This window comes from Pseudomonas allii (assembly GCF_055380095.1).
Genome location: NZ_AP039450.1, coordinates 6,208,801 through 6,225,371, shown reverse-complemented (window position 1 = coordinate 6,225,371; position 16,571 = coordinate 6,208,801). Strand labels below are relative to the sequence as shown.

The following is a 16,571-nucleotide window of genomic DNA, read 5'->3' as shown; positions in this document are numbered from 1 at the left end:
CATGGAAACCCTGACCACCCTGAAAGTTATCCACATGGCAGCCACCGTGGTGTTGCTGCTCAGCGGCCTTGGCCTGGCATTGCTGGCCTGGCGCAAACGCAGCGCCGGCCCGGCGGTGACCGTGCGGCGCCCGTGGGCGTTTGTTTGGCTACTGATGGGCGTATGCGTGGTCAGCATGCCGTTTACCGGCTGGTGGCTGGTGCACTTGGTCGGCTGGCCGCTGGGCCAGACCTGGATCCTGGGTTCCAGCATCCTCTATACCGTGGCGGCGTTGGCCTGGTTCTGGCTGGTGGCGCGGCTCAATCGCTTGCGCAAAGGCGAGGGCGGTAGCCTGAACTTCACGCTGGTGCTGGCGGTGGTCAGTCTGGTGGGGTTTGTGGCAATTGCCGGTCTGATGGGCGCCAAGCCGGTTTAAGGCTTTGGACCGAGTCGTCTGCATCGGGGGCAAGCCCCCTCCCACATGTTGACCGTGTGAACCCGATCAAGTGTGGGAGGGGGCTTGCCCCCGATAGCTTCATCAGCTGCGCAGCGTGATCACCGGCCAGCCGCGCTTCTCGGCCTCGGCCCGCAGGTTCGGATCCGGATCCACCGCCACCGGGTGAGTCACCTGCTCCAGCAGCGGCAGGTCATTCATCGAGTCGCTATAGAAGTAGCTGTCTTCCAGGCTGTACCCGGTTTCTTCCAGCCAGCGGTTCAAGCGCGTTACCTTGCCTTCACGGAAGCACGGCACATCGGTGCTGCGCCCGGTGTAGCGGCCGTTTTCCATCTCGCACTCGGTGGCGATCAAGGTTTCAACGCCCAGGCGTGCGGCAATTGGCGCGGTGACGAAACGGTTGGTGGCGGTGATGATGACCAGCGTATCACCGGCGGCGCGGTGCTTGGCCAGCAGCTCAATGGCCAGCGGCAGCACGATCGGCTCGATGCAGTCGCGCATATAGTCGTTGTGCCACTCGTCCAGCTGGGCCATCTCGGTGCGGCCGAGGATCTCCAGGCAGAAGTTCAGGTAGGCGGCATTGTCCAGCTTGCCGGCCAGGTAGTCCTGGTAAAACTCGTCGTTGCGGGCCTTGTAGGCAACCGGGTCGAGAATCCCGCGTTCACAGAGGTAATCGCCCCAGGCGTGATCACTGTCACCGCCGAGAAGGGTGTTGTCCAAGTCGAATAAAGCCAGGCGCATTGCAGTTACTCGCTGAAAAGTCTGTAAAAAGGCGTCCAGAATACGGTCTTTTCACAAGAGTGCACATAAGGTACGAAGCCTCGTTGCCGCTTCATCAACCTTTGTGGAACAATGCGGCGACATGCGTTTGCGAGGTTGTTGCCGTGATCGACCCCGATGGTTTCCGTCCTAATGTCGGGATTATTCTTACGAATGATGCCGGACAGGTGCTATGGGCTCGCCGAATCAACCAAGATGCCTGGCAGTTTCCTCAAGGTGGAATCAACCCCGACGAGACCCCTGAAGACGCCTTGTACCGCGAGTTGAACGAAGAAGTCGGCCTTGAGCGCGAAGATGTGCAAATTCTGGCCTGTACCCGTGGCTGGTTGCGCTATCGTTTGCCGCAACGCCTGGTGCGTACCCACAGCCAACCGCTGTGTATCGGCCAGAAGCAGAAATGGTTTCTCCTGCGCCTGATCTCCAACGAGCAGCGGGTGCGGATGGATTTGACCGGTAAACCGGAGTTCGATGGCTGGCGCTGGGTCAGCTATTGGTACCCGTTGGGCCAGGTGGTGACATTCAAGCGCGAGGTTTATCGTCGCGCGCTCAAAGAGCTTGCCCCGCGCCTTTTAGCGCGCGACTGACGACGGAGTTCGACCCCGAGCCATGCTCAATACGCTGCGCAAGATCGTCCAGGAAGTTAACTCCGCCAAGGATCTCAAGGCGGCGTTGGGGATTATTGTGTTGCGCGTCAAGGAAGCCATGGGCAGCCAGGTCTGCTCGGTTTACCTGCTGGACCCCGAGACCAACCGTTTTGTGCTGATGGCCACGGAGGGCTTGAACAAGCGCTCCATCGGCAAGGTCAGCATGGCGCCCAATGAAGGTCTGGTGGGCCTGGTGGGGACGCGTGAAGAACCCCTGAACCTTGAAAACGCGGCCGATCACCCGCGTTATCGCTACTTTGCCGAAACCGGTGAAGAGCGCTACGCCTCGTTCCTCGGTGCGCCGATCATTCACCACCGCCGCGTCGTCGGCGTGTTGGTCATCCAGCAGAAAGAGCGCCGTCAGTTCGACGAGGGTGAAGAGGCCTTCCTCGTGACCATGAGCGCGCAGCTCGCCGGGGTTATTGCCCACGCCGAAGCCACCGGCTCGATTCGCGGCCTGGGGCGTGAGGGCAAGGGCATCCAGGAAGCCAAGTTCGTTGGCGTGCCGGGTTCACCGGGCGCGGCGGTCGGTACGGCGGTGGTCATGTTGCCACCGGCAGATCTGGACGTGGTGCCAGACAAGACCGTCACCGACATTGACGCTGAAATCAAACTGTTCAAGACCGCCCTGGAAGGCGTGCGCGCCGACATGCGCAACCTGTCGACCAAGCTGGCCACACAACTGCGCCCCGAAGAGCGCGCGCTGTTCGACGTATACCAGATGATGCTCGACGACGCGTCGCTGGGTAATGAAGTCAAGACCGTGATCAAGACCGGCCAGTGGGCCCAGGGCGCGCTGCGCCAGGTGGTCACCGATCACGTCAACCGTTTCGAACTGATGGACGACGCCTACCTGCGCGAACGGGCCTCGGATGTGCGCGACCTTGGTCGCCGTCTGCTGGCGTACCTGCAGGAAGATCGCACTACCAACATGGTCTTCCCCGCCAAGACTATCCTGGTCAGTGAAGAACTGACGGCGACCCAGCTGGGCGAAGTGCCGGAAGGCAAACTGGTGGGCCTGGTCTCGGTGCTGGGTTCGGGTAACTCCCACGTCGCGATCCTGGCCCGAGCCATGGGCATCCCGACGGTGATGGGCCTGGTGGACCTGCCGTATTCCAAGGTGGATGGTATCGACATGATCGTCGATGGCCATCGCGGTGAAGTGTTCACCAACCCCAGCGAAGTACTACGCAAGCAATACGCCGAAGTGGTTGAGGAAGAGAAGCAACTGGCGCAGGGCCTTGATTCATTGCGCGAACTGCCGTGCGTGACGACTGATGGCCATCGTGTACCGTTGATGGTCAACACCGGCCTGCTGGCTGACGTGGCCCGTGCGCAACAGCGCGGCGCTGAAGGGGTGGGGCTGTACCGCACTGAAGTGCCGTTCATGATCAACCAGCGTTTCCCGAGTGAGAAGGAGCAGCTGGCGATTTATCGCGAGCAACTGCAGGCCTTCCACCCGTTGCCGGTGACCATGCGCAGCCTGGACATCGGCGGCGACAAGTCACTGTCGTATTTCCCGATCAAAGAAGACAACCCGTTCCTCGGCTGGCGCGGCATTCGCGTCACCCTCGACCACCCGGAAATCTTCCTGGTACAGACCCGCGCCATGCTCAAGGCCAGCGAAGGCCTGAACAACCTGCGTATCCTGCTGCCGATGATCTCCGGCACCCATGAGCTGGAAGAGGCGTTGCATCTTATCCACCGCGCCTGGGGCGAAGTACGCGACGAAGGCGCCGACGTACCGATGCCGCCGATTGGTGTGATGATCGAAATCCCGGCGGCGGTGTACCAGGCCAAGGAGCTGGCACGGCAGGTGGACTTCCTGTCAGTGGGTTCCAACGACCTGACTCAATACCTGCTGGCTGTGGACCGTAACAACCCACGGGTGGCCGACCTCTACGACTACCTGCACCCGGCTGTGCTGCAAGCCCTGCAACACGTTGTGCGCGACGCCCATGCCGAAGGCAAGCCGGTGAGCATCTGCGGTGAAATGGCTGGTGACCCGGCGGCGGCAGTGTTGTTGATGGCGATGGGCTTTGACAGCTTGTCGATGAACGCCACCAACTTGCCGAAGGTGAAGTGGATGCTGCGCCAGGTTGAACTGAGCATGGCCAAGGAGCTGTTGGCGGAGTTGATGACCATCGATAATCCGCAAGTTATCCACAGCTCGTTGCAGTTGGCCCTGAAGAACCTGGGGCTGACCCGGATGATCAACCCGGCTTCTGCCAAAACCCTTTAAAAATGTGGGAGGGGGCTTGCCCACGATTGCTGGGTATCAGTCAAAAGACATTTAACTGATACATCGCTATCGGGGGCAAGCCCCCTCCCACATTGGGTTTCGGTGTGGTTATAGGTTGATTTCGACTTCGCCCAGCCGCCCGCCATGCGGCCCGAAACTGCGCTCCACCATTCGCCGCGTCCCGTCGGCATTCACGATCAATGCCGTACTTGCCCGTGTCCCGTAACTCGGGCTGGCAATAAACACGCTCGACAGCAGGCTCTCCGTCGCCAACCCCACGCCGGTATCCGGCAAATCGGCAAACGGTGCCGTCTGCGGATCGTTCAGGATTTCCAGCAAGGCCTCCGGCTGCGGGTCCGCCAATACTTCGCTCAACGCCGCCTTGGCCTTGAGCAACTTGGGCCACGGCGTATCCAGCCCCGCATTGGATAATCCATATACCCCGGCCGCCAGCCGCGTCGGCTCGTTGTGATTAGCGTTGTAATGCCACAACTCATCCCGCGTGCCCACCAGCAGATTGAACCCGGCATACTCAATCGAACGGCCGTTAACGTCGGCTAAATATTCTTCAACCGGCAGCGAACCGTTGAGAAAACGCGCCACCAACTCCCCCCGTGACCTACGGGCCGGCGGCTGATGCGGGTCGCGGATATTGGTCAGGGCGGCAAAGCGCCCTTCGGCATTCACGCCCAGCCAGGTGCCACCGGCTTCCTGGTCACGGCCGGCGTACACCTCTGGCGCATCCGGCCACTGGGCCAGCGGCAGGCTGGGGCGGGCATAGAACTCATCACGGTTGGCCGCGACGATCAGCGGCTGGGCGTGGCCCGGCCGCCAGGCAAAAACAATCAGGCACATCAGGCGATCCCTTTTGTGTTTTTTGTCACTCTACTCATACAGCGGCAGGCGTTCCATCGTATCGAAGTTGGGCGGCACGCCTTCCATCCGTTAACATGCCTGGCGTTTCGGTGCGTGTGAACTTCTTAATTTGAAACAGCGGCTGTAACGCAGGCTTAATCGCACACCGGCATGGTCCGCACGCCTAACGAATGATTTAACGAGGAGTCGCAATGCTGCCTTACCCGCAGATCGACCCGGTGGCCCTGGCCATCGGTCCGCTGAAAATCCACTGGTATGGGTTGATGTACCTGATCGGCATCGGCGGTGCCTGGTTTCTGGCCTCCCGACGCCTGAACCGGTTCGACCCGACCTGGACCAAGGAGAAACTCTCCGACTTGATTTTCTGGTTGTCGATGGGGGTGATTGTCGGTGGGCGACTCGGCTATGTGCTGTTCTACGATCTTTCGGCGTATATCGCCAACCCGACACTGATCTTCGAAGTGTGGAAGGGCGGCATGGCGTTCCACGGTGGGTTCATCGGTGTGATGATCGCCGCCTGGTGGTTCGGTCGCCGTAACGGCAAGTCGTTCTTCCAGTTGATGGACTTCGTCGCGCCGATGGTGCCGATCGGCCTGGGCGCCGGGCGTATCGGCAACTTCATCAACGCCGAGTTGTGGGGCAAGCCGACCGACGTACCGTGGGCCATGGTGTTCCCGCCGTTCAGCGACCCGGCGCAATTGCCGCGCCACCCATCGCAGCTTTACCAGTTCGCGTTGGAAGGCGTGGCACTGTTCCTTATCCTCTACATTTTCTCGCGCAAACCGCGCCCGACCATGGCGGTTTCCGGCATGTTTGCGCTGTTCTACGGGATCTTCCGCTTTATCGTCGAGTTCGTGCGCGTACCGGATGCGCAACTGGGCTACCTGGCGTTCGGTTGGGTGACCATGGGCCAGATCCTCAGCCTGCCGATGATCATCGGCGGCCTGGGCTTGCTGTGGTGGGCGTACAACCGCCCGCAACCTTTGAAGAACACCGCGCTTTAAATTCGAATGCCCGGGCCGTATGGTCCGGGCTTCAACGATACGGGTACCAACATGAAGCAATATCTCGAACTACTGAACGACGTCGTGACCAATGGATTGACCAAGGGCGATCGCACCGGCACCGGCACCAAGGCCGTATTTGCCCGTCAGTATCGGCATAACTTGGCCGACGGCTTCCCGCTGCTGACCACCAAGAAGCTTCACTTCAAAAGCATCGCCAACGAGCTGATCTGGATGTTGAGCGGCAACACCAACATCAAGTGGCTCAACGAAAACGGCGTGCGCATCTGGGACGAGTGGGCCACCGAAGAGGGTGACCTTGGCCCGGTGTACGGCGAACAGTGGACCGCCTGGCCAACCAAGGACGGCGGCACGATCAACCAGATCGACTACATGGTCCACACCCTCAAGACCAACCCCAACAGCCGCCGCATCCTGTTCCACGGCTGGAACGTCGAGTACCTGCCCGACGAAACCCAGAGCCCGCAGGAAAACGCGCGCAACGGCAAGCAAGCCCTGCCACCGTGCCACCTGCTGTACCAGGCGTTCGTGCACGACGGTCACCTGTCGATGCAGTTGTATATTCGCAGCTCCGATGTATTCCTCGGCCTGCCGTACAACACCGCCGCGCTGGCGCTGCTCACCCATATGCTGGCCCAGCAGTGCGACCTGATCCCTCACGAGATCATCGTCACCACCGGCGACACCCACGCCTACAGCAACCACATGGAACAGATCCGCACCCAACTGGCGCGCACGCCGAAGAAGCTGCCGGAACTGGTGATCAAGCGCAAACCTGCGTCGATCTACGACTATAAGTTCGAAGACTTCGAGATCGTGGGTTACGACGCCGACCCAAGCATCAAGGCCGACGTCGCCATCTGAAGGCTGTCCTGGGCTTAAGGCGTGGGCTTGTGTGGGAGGGGGCTTGCCCCCGATAGCGGTGGATCAGCTAGGTATTGGGTGGCGGGAGCCCCCCATCGGGGGCAAGCCCCCTCCCACATTTGAACCGTGTTCGCTGAGTTAATGGCCGTGGCTTCTGCCCACATGTGAGGGCTCGGCCTCGCTGGCGGCAACACCTCCGCTGACCTCCAGTTGCTGCAAAATCCCACAATGGTCCCCGCCGCCACAGCGTTGGCGCAAGTCCAGCAATTGCTCCTGCAACGCCAACAGCCCATCGATCCGCGCTTTCACATGGTGGATATGCTCGTCGATCAACGCATTCACGTTTTCGCACTGGTCCTGGGGGCTGTCCCGAAGCCCCAGCAGGCTGCGGATTTCTTCCAGGGTCATGTCCAGGCTGCGACAATTGCGGATAAACACCAGCCGCTCGGTGTGCGCCTGGGTGTACACGCGGTAGTTGGCATCGGTGCGCGCCGGCGGCGGCAGCAGGCCTTCCTTCTCGTAGTAACGGATGGTTTCCACCGGGCAGTCGGTCAGTTTGGCCAGTTCGCCGATTTTCATCGTAACAATCTCCAAATGGGTGCTTGACCCTATAGTGGCTACAGGGTCTTTACTTGGCAACAGGCACCTTTACGGACGCGACAGAATGAGCGATTCCATCCACACCCCGCATAAACACGAGCATGATCACGACCACGACCATGGTCCGAAAAAACTCACGCCTGTGCATGACCACGGCCGCGGCGGCTCCTGCTGTTCCGGCACGCCGGCCCCGGCGTTGGTGCAATTGAGCGAAGCGCCCACTGCCGGCTCGCGGCTGAGCACCTTCCGCATCGAAGCCATGGACTGCCCCACCGAGCAGACGCTGATCCAGAACAAACTGGGCAAGCTTGCGGGTGTGCAGCAACTGGAATTCAACCTGATCAACCGCATCCTCGGCGTCACCCACGTCCTGCCGACGACCGCACCGATCATCGACGCCATCAAGTCCTTGGGCATGCAGGCCGATCCCATCGAAGAAGGCACCCCCGCCGCCGAACCGCCCGCCAAGAAACGCTGGTGGCCGCTGGCGTTGTCCGGCATCGGCGCGTTGGGGGCGGAAGTGCTGCACTTCACCAACGCCGCACCGACCTGGGTGATTGCCATCGTTGCGCTGGTGTCGATCCTCAGCGGCGGCCTCACCACCTATAAAAAGGGCTGGATTGCCCTGAAAAACCTCAACATGAACATCAATGCCTTGATGAGCATCGCGGTGACCGGTGCGATCCTGATTGGCCAGTGGCCGGAAGCGGCGATGGTGATGTTCCTGTTCACCGTGGCTGAGTTGATTGAGGCCAAATCCCTGGACCGTGCGCGCAATGCGATCAGCGGCTTGATGCAGATGACGCCCGAGCAGGCCACCGTGCAGCAGGCTGATGGGTCTTGGGCTGAACAAGAGGTCAAGAGTATCGATCTTGGCGCCATCGTGCGGGTAAAGCCTGGCGAGCGCATCGGCCTGGATGGCGAAGTCACCGCTGGCCAATCCACCATCGACCAGGCGCCGATCACCGGTGAAAGCCTGCCGATCGAAAAGACGGTGGGTGACAAAGTCTTCGCCGGCACCATCAACCAGGCCGGCTCCCTGGAATATAAAGTCACTGCAGCCGCCAACAACTCCACCCTGGCGCGCATCATCCATGCCGTGGAACAGGCCCAGGGCGCAAGAGCTCCGACCCAGCGGTTCGTCGACAGCTTCTCGAAGATCTACACCCCGGCGGTGTTCCTGTTTGCCCTGGGCGTGGCGTTGATCCCACCGCTGTTCATGGCCGGCGCCTGGTTCGACTGGATCTACCGTGCACTGGTGCTGCTGGTGGTCGCCTGCCCGTGTGCATTGGTGATTTCCACCCCGGTGACCATCGTCAGCGGCCTCGCGGCAGCGGCGCGCAAAGGCATCCTGATCAAGGGCGGCGTGTACCTGGAGGGCGGTTACAAGCTCGACTACCTGGCCCTCGACAAGACCGGCACCATCACCCACGGAAAACCGGTGCAAACCGATTACCTCGCGCTGTTCCCCAACGTCGAAGACAGCGCACCGGCATTGGCCGCCAGCCTGGCGGGGCGTTCCGATCACCCGGTGTCACTGGCCATCGCCAACGCGTCTGTGGATAAAAACCTGCCCACTCACGTTGTGGATAACTTCGCGGCGCTGGCCGGTCGCGGCGTACGCGGCGAGATCAACGGCGAAACCTACCACCTGGGCAACCACCGCCTGGTGGAAGACCTGGGCCTGTGCTCGCCGGAGCTGGAAGAGAAACTCTTCGCGCTGGAAAAACAAGGCAAGTCCGTGGTGTTGCTGCTCGACAAATCCGGCCCGTTAGCGCTGTTCGCCGTGGCCGACACGGTCAAGGACAGCAGCCGCGAAGCCATCCAGCAGTTGCACGAACTGGGCATCAAGACCCTGATGCTCACTGGTGACAACACCCACACCGCCCAGGCGATTGCCGCCCAGGTCGGCATCGACCAGGCCCAGGGTGACCTGTTGCCCACCGACAAGCTGCAAGCCATCGAAACCCTCTACGGCCAAGGCCACCGCGTTGGCATGGTTGGCGACGGCATCAACGACGCCCCGGCCCTGGCCCGCGCCGAGATCGGCTTTGCCATGGCCGCAGCGGGCACCGACACGGCCATCGAGACCGCTGACGTGGCGCTGATGGACGATGACTTGCGCAAGATTCCGGCTTTCATTCGTCTGTCGCGGCAGACGTCGAGTATCCTCAAGCAGAACATCGCCCTGGCGCTGGTGATCAAGGCGATCTTCCTGGCGGTCACGTTCCTGGGCATGGCGACCATGTGGATGGCGGTGTTCGCCGACATGGGCGTGAGCCTGCTGGTGGTGTTCAATGGCCTGCGCCTGTTGCGCAAATAGAGATGAGAGGGTGGTGTGCTGAGTGCCGAGTTAAAGGCCTTTTTCATGGTCGCCCGCCTGGGCAGCATTACCCAGGCGGCGAAAAAACTCGGCCTGAGCCAACCCACGGTCACCACCCAGATCCGTAACCTGGAAAGCCAATACGGTGTTGAGCTGTTCTACCGTGGCGGGCGTCGCCTCACCGTCAGCGACGAGGGCGCGCGGCTGCTGCCGATGGTCAAGGCGCTGTTGCAGCAGGAAGCCGACATCGAGTTCTTCCTGCGCAACAACGGCCAGGTTCAGGGCGCCCTGAGGATCGCCGCGACGGCGCCGTACTACATCCTCGACCTGGTCAAAGCCTTTCGTGAACGCCTGCCGCAGGTGGAAGTGTCGGTGGAAATCGGTAACTCCCAGCAGGTGCTCGAAGCCTTGGACGATTACCGTGTTGACGTCGCCGCCTCCTCGCAACTGCTGGAGGACCCACGGCTGATTCGCCGTGTGCTGGGCACCGACCCGCTGGTGCTGGCGGTGCACCGCAACCATCCCCTGGCCAAGCTCGATCATGTGCCGCTCAGCGCGTTGGCCGGGCACACATTGTTGATGCGCGAGGCGGGCTCAACCACGCGGCGCCTGACTGAAGAACTCTTGCAAAGCGCCAACGTGAGCTACGGCCCCTTGCTGGAAATTGGCAGCCGCGAGTCGATCCGTGAAGCGGTGTTGCGCAACATTGGCATCAGTATCATCGCTCGCCAGGAAGTGCCCCATGACCCGCAATTGCGCGTGCTGACTATCGAGAATGCGCCGCAGATTCCGGAGTATCTGTACTGCCTCAAAGAACGGAAAAGTGCTCGCCTGCCGGCGGCGTTTCTGGGGTTGGCGCGGGAAATGTCGCCGCTCTGAAGCGTGGTGATCGCCTTGAGGGTCAATCGGGGGCAAGCCCCCTCCCACACTTGACCGAGTTCCAACATGAGAACGGGGTCTAATGTGGGAGGGGGCTACACCCCGATAGCGATAGACCAGGCAACTCACCGCTGAGAGCCCTACCCAAATCCACGAATACCACTATCACCGGGTTTTGCCTTTCTGCCACACCAGGGACGCATTGCCCCCCTAGCATGGCCTTCATCCGTTCGATGAGGTGCCTTGCATGAACACAGCCCTGACCCAACCCGGCGCGCCCATGAGGGTGCGTGGTATCCAGAAACGCTTCGGCGCGTTTACCGCGCTGGATAACGTATCGCTGGACGTCGCCGCCGGCGAGCTGGTGTGCCTGCTGGGCCCGTCCGGTTGCGGCAAGACCACTTTGCTGCGCTGCATCGCCGGCCTGGAACGCCAGGACAGTGGCGAGCTGTATTTGGGCAACCGCGATGTGTCCCGGCTGCCGCCTCAGGCCCGGGACTACGGCATTTTGTTCCAGTCCTACGCGTTGTTTCCCAACCTCACCGTTGAAGCGAACATCGGCTACGGCCTCACCGGCAGTGGTCGCGATGAAGTGCGCCAGCGCGTCGGACAGATGCTTGAACTGGTGGGCCTGGTCGGCAGCGAAAAGAAATACCCCGGCCAGTTGTCTGGCGGCCAGCAGCAGCGCGTCGCTTTGGCGCGTGCCTTGGCGCCCGCGCCTTCATTGTTATTGCTGGACGAACCGATGTCGGCCCTCGACGCCCGCGTGCGTGAGCATCTGTGCACCGAGCTGCGCCAACTGCAACGTCGTCTGGGCATCACCACGCTGATGGTCACCCACAACCAGGACGAAGCCATGCTGATGGCCGACCGCATCGCTGTGATGAACAACGGCAAGGTCGAGCAATACGCCACGCCGCAGGAGATCTACGACCGCCCGGCCACGCCGTTCGTGGCGGAGTTTGTCGGCCAGGGCAATTGGCTGCCGTTCAGCCGCAACAGTGCCAGCCACGCCCAGGTCGGCGGGATGAACATGCGCCTGGCCGAGGATGCCGGCGTGGCCAAGTCCGGCCGCCTGTTCTGCCGTCCGGAGGCGATCAGCGTCAACCCGGTGGTGCATGAAGAAAACCTGTTCCCGGCCAAGGTCCGCGAGATCACCTTCCTCGGCAACCGCTGCCGTATGAGCTTTGAGCTGGAGCAATTGCCCGGCCACCCGCTGCTCGCCGAACTGGCCCCGGAAGCCATGCCGCGCCTGGGTGCACAGGACATCTGGGTGGCCTTGCCGCCGCGCAGCCTGCAGGTGTTTGCCTGAGATGGCCGCTGTGATGACGCTGCCACGCCAGGTTTCCCGGGCCGAAACCGGCGACCGCATTTTTGTCGTCGGCGGCAAACTGCTGTGGCTGTTGCTGCTGGGCCTCGCTGTCTTGATGCCGTTGCTGGCGATCTTCTGGCGCGGTTTCAGCAGCGAGGCCGGGCAGGGCGGTGGCCTGGTGGCGGCGCGGGAGCTGGTGACCAGCGCCAACTTCCATTGGCTGCTGGGCAATAGCCTGAAAGTCTCTCTAAGCGTTGCGGCCCTTGTCGTACCGCTGGCTTACCTGTTTGCCTACGCCCTGCAACGCACCTTGATTCCCGGCAAGGCGATCTGGCGCGGCATGTCGCTGCTGCCGCTGATGGCGCCGTCGATGCTGCCGGGCATTGCGCTGGTCTACCTGTTCGGCAACCAGGGCATGTTGCGTGGGTTGCTCTCGGAGAATATCTACGGTTTCTGGGGCATTGTGCTGGGGGAGGTGATCTACACCTTCCCACATGCCTTGATGATTCTGCTGTCGGCGCTGTCCCTGGCGGACGCACGCCTGTTCGATGCCGCCTCCAGCATGGGCGCCAGCCCGGCCCGGGCGTTTCGCAGCATTACCTGGCCGGCCACGCGCCAGGCGGTATTCGCCGCGTTTTGCCTGGTGTTCACCCTGACCATCACCGACTTCGGCGTGCCCGTGGTGGTGGGTGGCGATTATCAGGTGCTGGCCCTGGAAGCCTACAAGGCCGTGGTCGGCCAGCAGCAGTTCGGGCGCGGTGCGCTGATCGGTATGGTGTTGCTGCTGCCGGCGCTGTTCAGCTTTGGGGTGGATGCCTGGCTGCGCCGCCGTCACGGCGATTCGATGAGCGGCCGTGCACAAGTGTTTCAACCGGTGCCCTCGCGCCTGAGAGACGCCTGTTACCTGGCCATCGTGCTGCTGATCTGCGCGGTGTTGCTGCTGGTGTTCGGCATGGCGGTGTACTCCTCGCTGGTGAAATTCTGGCCGTACAACCTGTCGCTGTCCCTCAACCATTACCAGTTCGAAGACACGGCGGGTGGCGGTTGGCTGGCCTATCGCAACAGCCTGACCCTGGCCCTGTGCACCGCGTTGATCGGCAGCGTGCTGATCTTCACCGGCGCCTACCTGATGGAAAAAACCAAGGGCCAGAAGGGCCTCAACCTGGCCCTGCGCATGCTCAGCTTCGTGCCGATGGCCGTGCCGGGCCTGGTGCTGGGCCTGGGCTACGTGTTCTTTTTCAACCTCAACGGCAACCCGCTGCATGTGTTCTACGGGACCATGACCCTGCTGGTGGTGTGCACCATTGCGCACTATTTGACCACCGCCCAGATGACCGCCACCACGGCGCTGCGCCAGCTGGACGCCGAGTTCGAAGCCGCCGCGCTGTCGCTCAAGGCGCCGCTGTACCGCCACTACCTGAAAGTGACGGTGCCGATCTGCCTGCCGGCGCTACTGGACATTGTGCGCTACCTGTTCGTGTCGGCGATGACCACCGTGTCCGCCGCGATCTTCCTCTACAGCCCCGACACCATCCTCGCCGCCGTTGCCGTGTTGAACATGGACGATGCCGGCAACGTGGGCGGTGCGGCGGCGATGTCGACCCTGATCCTGTTCACTTCGGCCGGCGTCTCGCTGCTGCTGGCGTGGGCCTCACGTGGCGCACTGCGCCGCTCCCAAGCCTGGCGCCAGACCGCGCCCGGCCAATAATCCTGAAGGAGGTGTTCCATGTTCAAGCCCCTGGCGCTGGTCGCTGCCGTACTGACTGCATTCAGCCTGAATGCCTTCGCCAAGACCGAGTTGACCGTGTACACGGCCCTCGAAGCCGAGCAATTGAAGACTTACAAAAAGGCCTTTGAACAGGCTAACCCCGACGTCGAGATCAAGTGGGTGCGCGATTCCACCGGCATCATCACCGCCAAGCTGCTGGCCGAGAAAGACCGCCCGCAAGCTGACGCAGTCTGGGGCCTGGCCGCGTCCAGCCTGGCGATCCTCGACCAGCAAGGCATGCTGGACAACTACGCGCCGAAGGACCTGGACAAGATCGGCAAGCACTACCGCGACGCCGCCAACCCTCCGGCCTGGGTCGGCATGGACATATGGGCCGCGACCCTCTGCTTCAACACCGTCGAAGCCGAGAAACAGGGGCTGACCAAGCCGGTGAGCTGGCAGGACCTGACCAAGCCTGAGTACAAGGGCAAGATCGTCATGCCCAATCCGGCCTCGTCCGGGACCGGTTTCCTGGATGTCAGCGCCTGGTTGCAGACCTTCGGCGAGAAGCAAGGCTGGCAGTACATGGACGACCTGCACCAGAACATCGGCCAGTACGTTCACTCCGGCTCCAAGCCGTGCAAGCTGGCGGCTTCTGGTGAGTTCCCGATCGGCATTTCGTTTGAGTACCCGGCTGTACAGCTGAAACGCCAGGGCGCGCCGTTGGACATCATCCTGCCGAAGGAAGGCCTGGGCTGGGACATCGAAGCCACCGCCGTGATCAAAGGCACCGCGCACAAGGACGCCGCGCAGAAGCTCGCCGACTTCTCGGCCAGCCCGGCGGCCATGGACCTGTACAAGGACAACTTTGCCGTGCTCGCCCAGCCGGGCATCGCCAAGCCGCAAACCGAATTGCCGGCCGACTACGAGCAGCGCTTGATCAAGAACGACTTTGCCTGGGCGTCGAAGAACCGCGACAGCATCCTGACTGAGTGGCGCAAGCGTTATGACGGCAAGTCGGAGAAGGTTGCCGGTCAGTAAGGTTTTTCGTTAGGGCTACTGGCCTTATCGGGGGCAAGCCCCCTCCCACATTTCGATTTGTGAATGCCGTCAGCGTGGGAGGGGGCTTGCCCCCGATGGCGGTCTGCAAAACAGGACATCACGATATGACACACCACAGCGACCTGCTGATCATCGGCGCCGGCATCCTCGGCCTGTCCCACGCCTTTGCCGCCGCCAGGCGCGGCCTCAAGGTCAAGGTCTTCGAACGCAGCGCCACGCCCCTGGGCGCTTCGGTGCGCAACTTCGGCCAGGCGCTGGTGACCGGCCAACCGCCGGGGCCGATGCTCGATCTGGCGCGTGAAAGCCGCGAAATCTGGGGCCATTGGGCGCAGGTGGCCGGGCTGCAACTCAAGCGCAACGGCGCCTACCTGTTCGCCCGCACCGAAGCCGAAGAGCATCTGCTGGAAGCGTTCTGCGCTGGCCGTGCGCAGGAACACGGCTACAACGTCGACCTGTTGCAAGGCGCAGCGATGAAGGACCTGTACGGCGGCCAGTTCCGCCATCACCGCGCTGCGCTGCACGGCAAGGATGACCAGCAGTTGTATTCGCGTGAAGCGGTCCCGGCGCTGATCAACTACCTGGCGCAAGAGCTGAACGTGGAGTTCTACTTCTCCACCCTGGTGCGCGACGTTGAACCAGGCCAGTTGCATAGCACAGCGGGCAGTTTTCGCGGTGAGCAGATCATCGTGTGCTCCGGCCACGACTACCAGACCCTGCTGGCCGAAGCGATGGCCGAACTCAACCCGAGCATCTGCCGCCTGCAAATGCTGCGCGCCAGGCCCGCGGCCAACTTGAACCTGCAACACGCCTTGCTCACCGGCTTGAGTTGCGTGCATTACGGCGCCTTTGCCGACTTGCCGGAAGCCGCGCCGGTGCAGGCGCAGATCCTGCGTGAAGCGCCACACCTGCACGAACACGGCATCCATCTGCTGATCAGCCCGACGCCCCATGGCGAACTGATCATCGGTGACTCCCATGACTACGGCAGCGATGCATCGCCGTTCAATGCCGAGCAGGTCGATGACTGGATGATCGAGTTGGCCGAGCAGACCCTTGGGTGCAAGATCCAGGTGGTGGAGCGCTGGCAGGGTGTGTACGGCTCGCGCGGGCCGGGGCCGTTTTCGTTCCTGCGGGCGGCGCCGGGCGTGAGCGCAGCGTTGATGCACACGGGTGTGGGCATGAGCGTGGGGCCGGCGATGGCCGAACGCAATATCACCAGCCTGTGGGGCGCCGCGCGATGAACCTGGAACAGACCATCGCCGAAGTCTTCGGCTTGTACGAACAACGCGGCACAGCGGATTACATCGGCGAACCGGTGTCGCAGATCGAGCACATGTCCCAGGCCGCGCAGTTGGCCATGGCCGAAGGCTTCGATGATGAAGTGGTGCTGGCGGCGTTTTTCCACGATATCGGGCACTTGTGCGGCGAGGGCAGCGACAACATGGGCGGCTATGGCGTGGTCAGCCATGAGCGGCTCGGCGCCGATTACCTGCGTCGTGCAGGCTTCAGCGAACGCATGGCCAAGCTGGTGGAATATCACGTGCAAGCCAAGCGCTACCTGACCTTCAGCCAGCCGGGCTATTACGCCCGCCTGAGCGAAGCCAGTCGTCGTACGCTCGAGTACCAGGGTGGTGTGATGACGCAAGAAGAAGCCTTGGCGTTTGAGCAAGATCCGCTCTGCGAGATCAGCCTGCGCATGCGTCATTGGGACGAGCAGGCCAAGGAAGTGCACGTGCCGGTGCTCAACCTGGGAGTGCTAAAGACCAAGGCTGCGCGGCTACTGGCTGAGTAGATTGGCCTTACGCCAAACGCAGATACGCCGC

15 protein-coding genes are annotated in these 16,571 nt (G+C 62.1%); 12 read left to right on the top strand and 3 right to left on the bottom strand.

Annotation, left to right across the window (positions count from 1 at the left end; all coding sequences use genetic code 11):
* Position 1 precedes the first annotated feature (1 nt).
* Complete coding sequence (locus ACZ445_RS28650) at positions 2–415, top strand: DUF2269 family protein (RefSeq protein ID WP_058426509.1); 414 nt, start codon at positions 2–4, stop codon at positions 413–415.
* Positions 416–517: 102 nt separating this feature from the next.
* Here ACZ445_RS28650 and ACZ445_RS28645 read toward each other — a convergent pair whose 3' ends face one another.
* The gene (locus ACZ445_RS28645) at positions 518–1,174 is read right to left on the bottom strand and encodes a histidinol-phosphatase (RefSeq protein WP_058426510.1); all 657 of its coding nucleotides are present in this window, start codon (positions 1,172–1,174) and stop codon (positions 518–520) included.
* 143 nt (positions 1,175–1,317) lie between these two features.
* On the opposite strand from ACZ445_RS28645, the gene ACZ445_RS28640 reads away from it, so the two are divergent.
* Both ACZ445_RS28640 and ptsP read left to right on the top strand, forming a co-directional pair.
* Positions 1,318–1,797 (top strand): RNA pyrophosphohydrolase, encoded by a 480-nt coding sequence (locus ACZ445_RS28640; RefSeq protein WP_003176750.1) that lies wholly within the window; start codon positions 1,318–1,320, stop codon positions 1,795–1,797.
* Between the two features lie 22 nt (positions 1,798–1,819).
* Positions 1,820–4,099, top strand: coding sequence for a phosphoenolpyruvate--protein phosphotransferase (gene ptsP, locus ACZ445_RS28635; RefSeq protein WP_058426511.1), 2,280 nt, complete (start codon positions 1,820–1,822; stop codon positions 4,097–4,099).
* Between the two features lie 108 nt (positions 4,100–4,207).
* On the opposite strand, the gene ACZ445_RS28630 is transcribed toward ptsP, so the two are convergent.
* Positions 4,208–4,954, bottom strand: coding sequence for an NRDE family protein (locus ACZ445_RS28630; protein WP_058426512.1), 747 nt, complete (start codon positions 4,952–4,954; stop codon positions 4,208–4,210).
* Positions 4,955–5,166: 212 nt separating this feature from the next.
* On the opposite strand from ACZ445_RS28630, the gene lgt reads away from it, so the two are divergent.
* Together lgt and ACZ445_RS28620 are read left to right on the top strand one after the other, a co-directional pair.
* The gene (lgt, locus tag ACZ445_RS28625; protein ID WP_058426513.1) at positions 5,167–5,979 is read left to right on the top strand and encodes a prolipoprotein diacylglyceryl transferase; all 813 of its coding nucleotides are present in this window, start codon (positions 5,167–5,169) and stop codon (positions 5,977–5,979) included.
* A 51-nt stretch (positions 5,980–6,030) separates the two neighbouring features.
* Positions 6,031–6,864 carry a thymidylate synthase gene (locus ACZ445_RS28620; protein WP_071494804.1) on the top strand — a complete coding sequence of 278 codons (834 nt, stop codon included), beginning with the start codon at positions 6,031–6,033 and terminating at the stop codon, positions 6,862–6,864.
* Positions 6,865–7,002: 138 nt separating this feature from the next.
* Here the strand turns inward: ACZ445_RS28620 and cadR are convergent, their stop codons facing one another.
* Positions 7,003–7,443, bottom strand: coding sequence for a Cd(II)/Pb(II)-responsive transcriptional regulator (gene cadR / locus ACZ445_RS28615; RefSeq protein WP_015886388.1), 441 nt, complete (start codon positions 7,441–7,443; stop codon positions 7,003–7,005).
* Positions 7,444–7,528: 85 nt separating this feature from the next.
* Between cadR and ACZ445_RS28610 the strand changes: the two genes are divergently transcribed.
* The 7 genes from ACZ445_RS28610 to ACZ445_RS28580 all read left to right on the top strand — a co-directional run bounded on the left by ACZ445_RS28610 (position 7,529) and on the right by ACZ445_RS28580 (position 16,540).
* Entirely contained in the window at positions 7,529–9,787 is a 2,259-nt protein-coding gene (locus tag ACZ445_RS28610) for a heavy metal translocating P-type ATPase (protein ID WP_464707832.1), read from the top strand.
* Positions 9,788–9,802: 15 nt separating this feature from the next.
* Entirely contained in the window at positions 9,803–10,666 is an 864-nt protein-coding gene (locus tag ACZ445_RS28605) for a LysR family transcriptional regulator (protein WP_058426516.1), read from the top strand.
* Positions 10,667–10,913: 247 nt separating this feature from the next.
* Entirely contained in the window at positions 10,914–11,978 is a 1,065-nt protein-coding gene (locus ACZ445_RS28600; protein WP_464707830.1) for a putative 2-aminoethylphosphonate ABC transporter ATP-binding protein, read from the top strand.
* A gap of 1 nt (position 11,979) precedes the next feature.
* A complete protein-coding gene (locus ACZ445_RS28595) occupies positions 11,980–13,686 on the top strand; it encodes a putative 2-aminoethylphosphonate ABC transporter permease subunit (protein WP_179029755.1) in 1,707 nt (568 codons plus the stop codon).
* 18 nt (positions 13,687–13,704) lie between these two features.
* Positions 13,705–14,727: a putative 2-aminoethylphosphonate ABC transporter substrate-binding protein gene (locus ACZ445_RS28590; RefSeq protein ID WP_058426519.1), complete on the top strand. Its 1,023-nt coding sequence runs from the start codon at positions 13,705–13,707 to the stop codon at positions 14,725–14,727.
* Between the two features lie 125 nt (positions 14,728–14,852).
* Positions 14,853–15,989: a TIGR03364 family FAD-dependent oxidoreductase gene (locus ACZ445_RS28585; protein WP_464707829.1), complete on the top strand. Its 1,137-nt coding sequence runs from the start codon at positions 14,853–14,855 to the stop codon at positions 15,987–15,989.
* Entirely contained in the window at positions 15,986–16,540 is a 555-nt protein-coding gene (locus ACZ445_RS28580; RefSeq protein WP_058426521.1) for a phosphonate degradation HD-domain oxygenase, read from the top strand. Before ACZ445_RS28585 ends, ACZ445_RS28580 begins: the two co-directional genes overlap by 4 nt.
* The last annotated feature ends 31 nt before the right edge of the window (positions 16,541–16,571 follow it).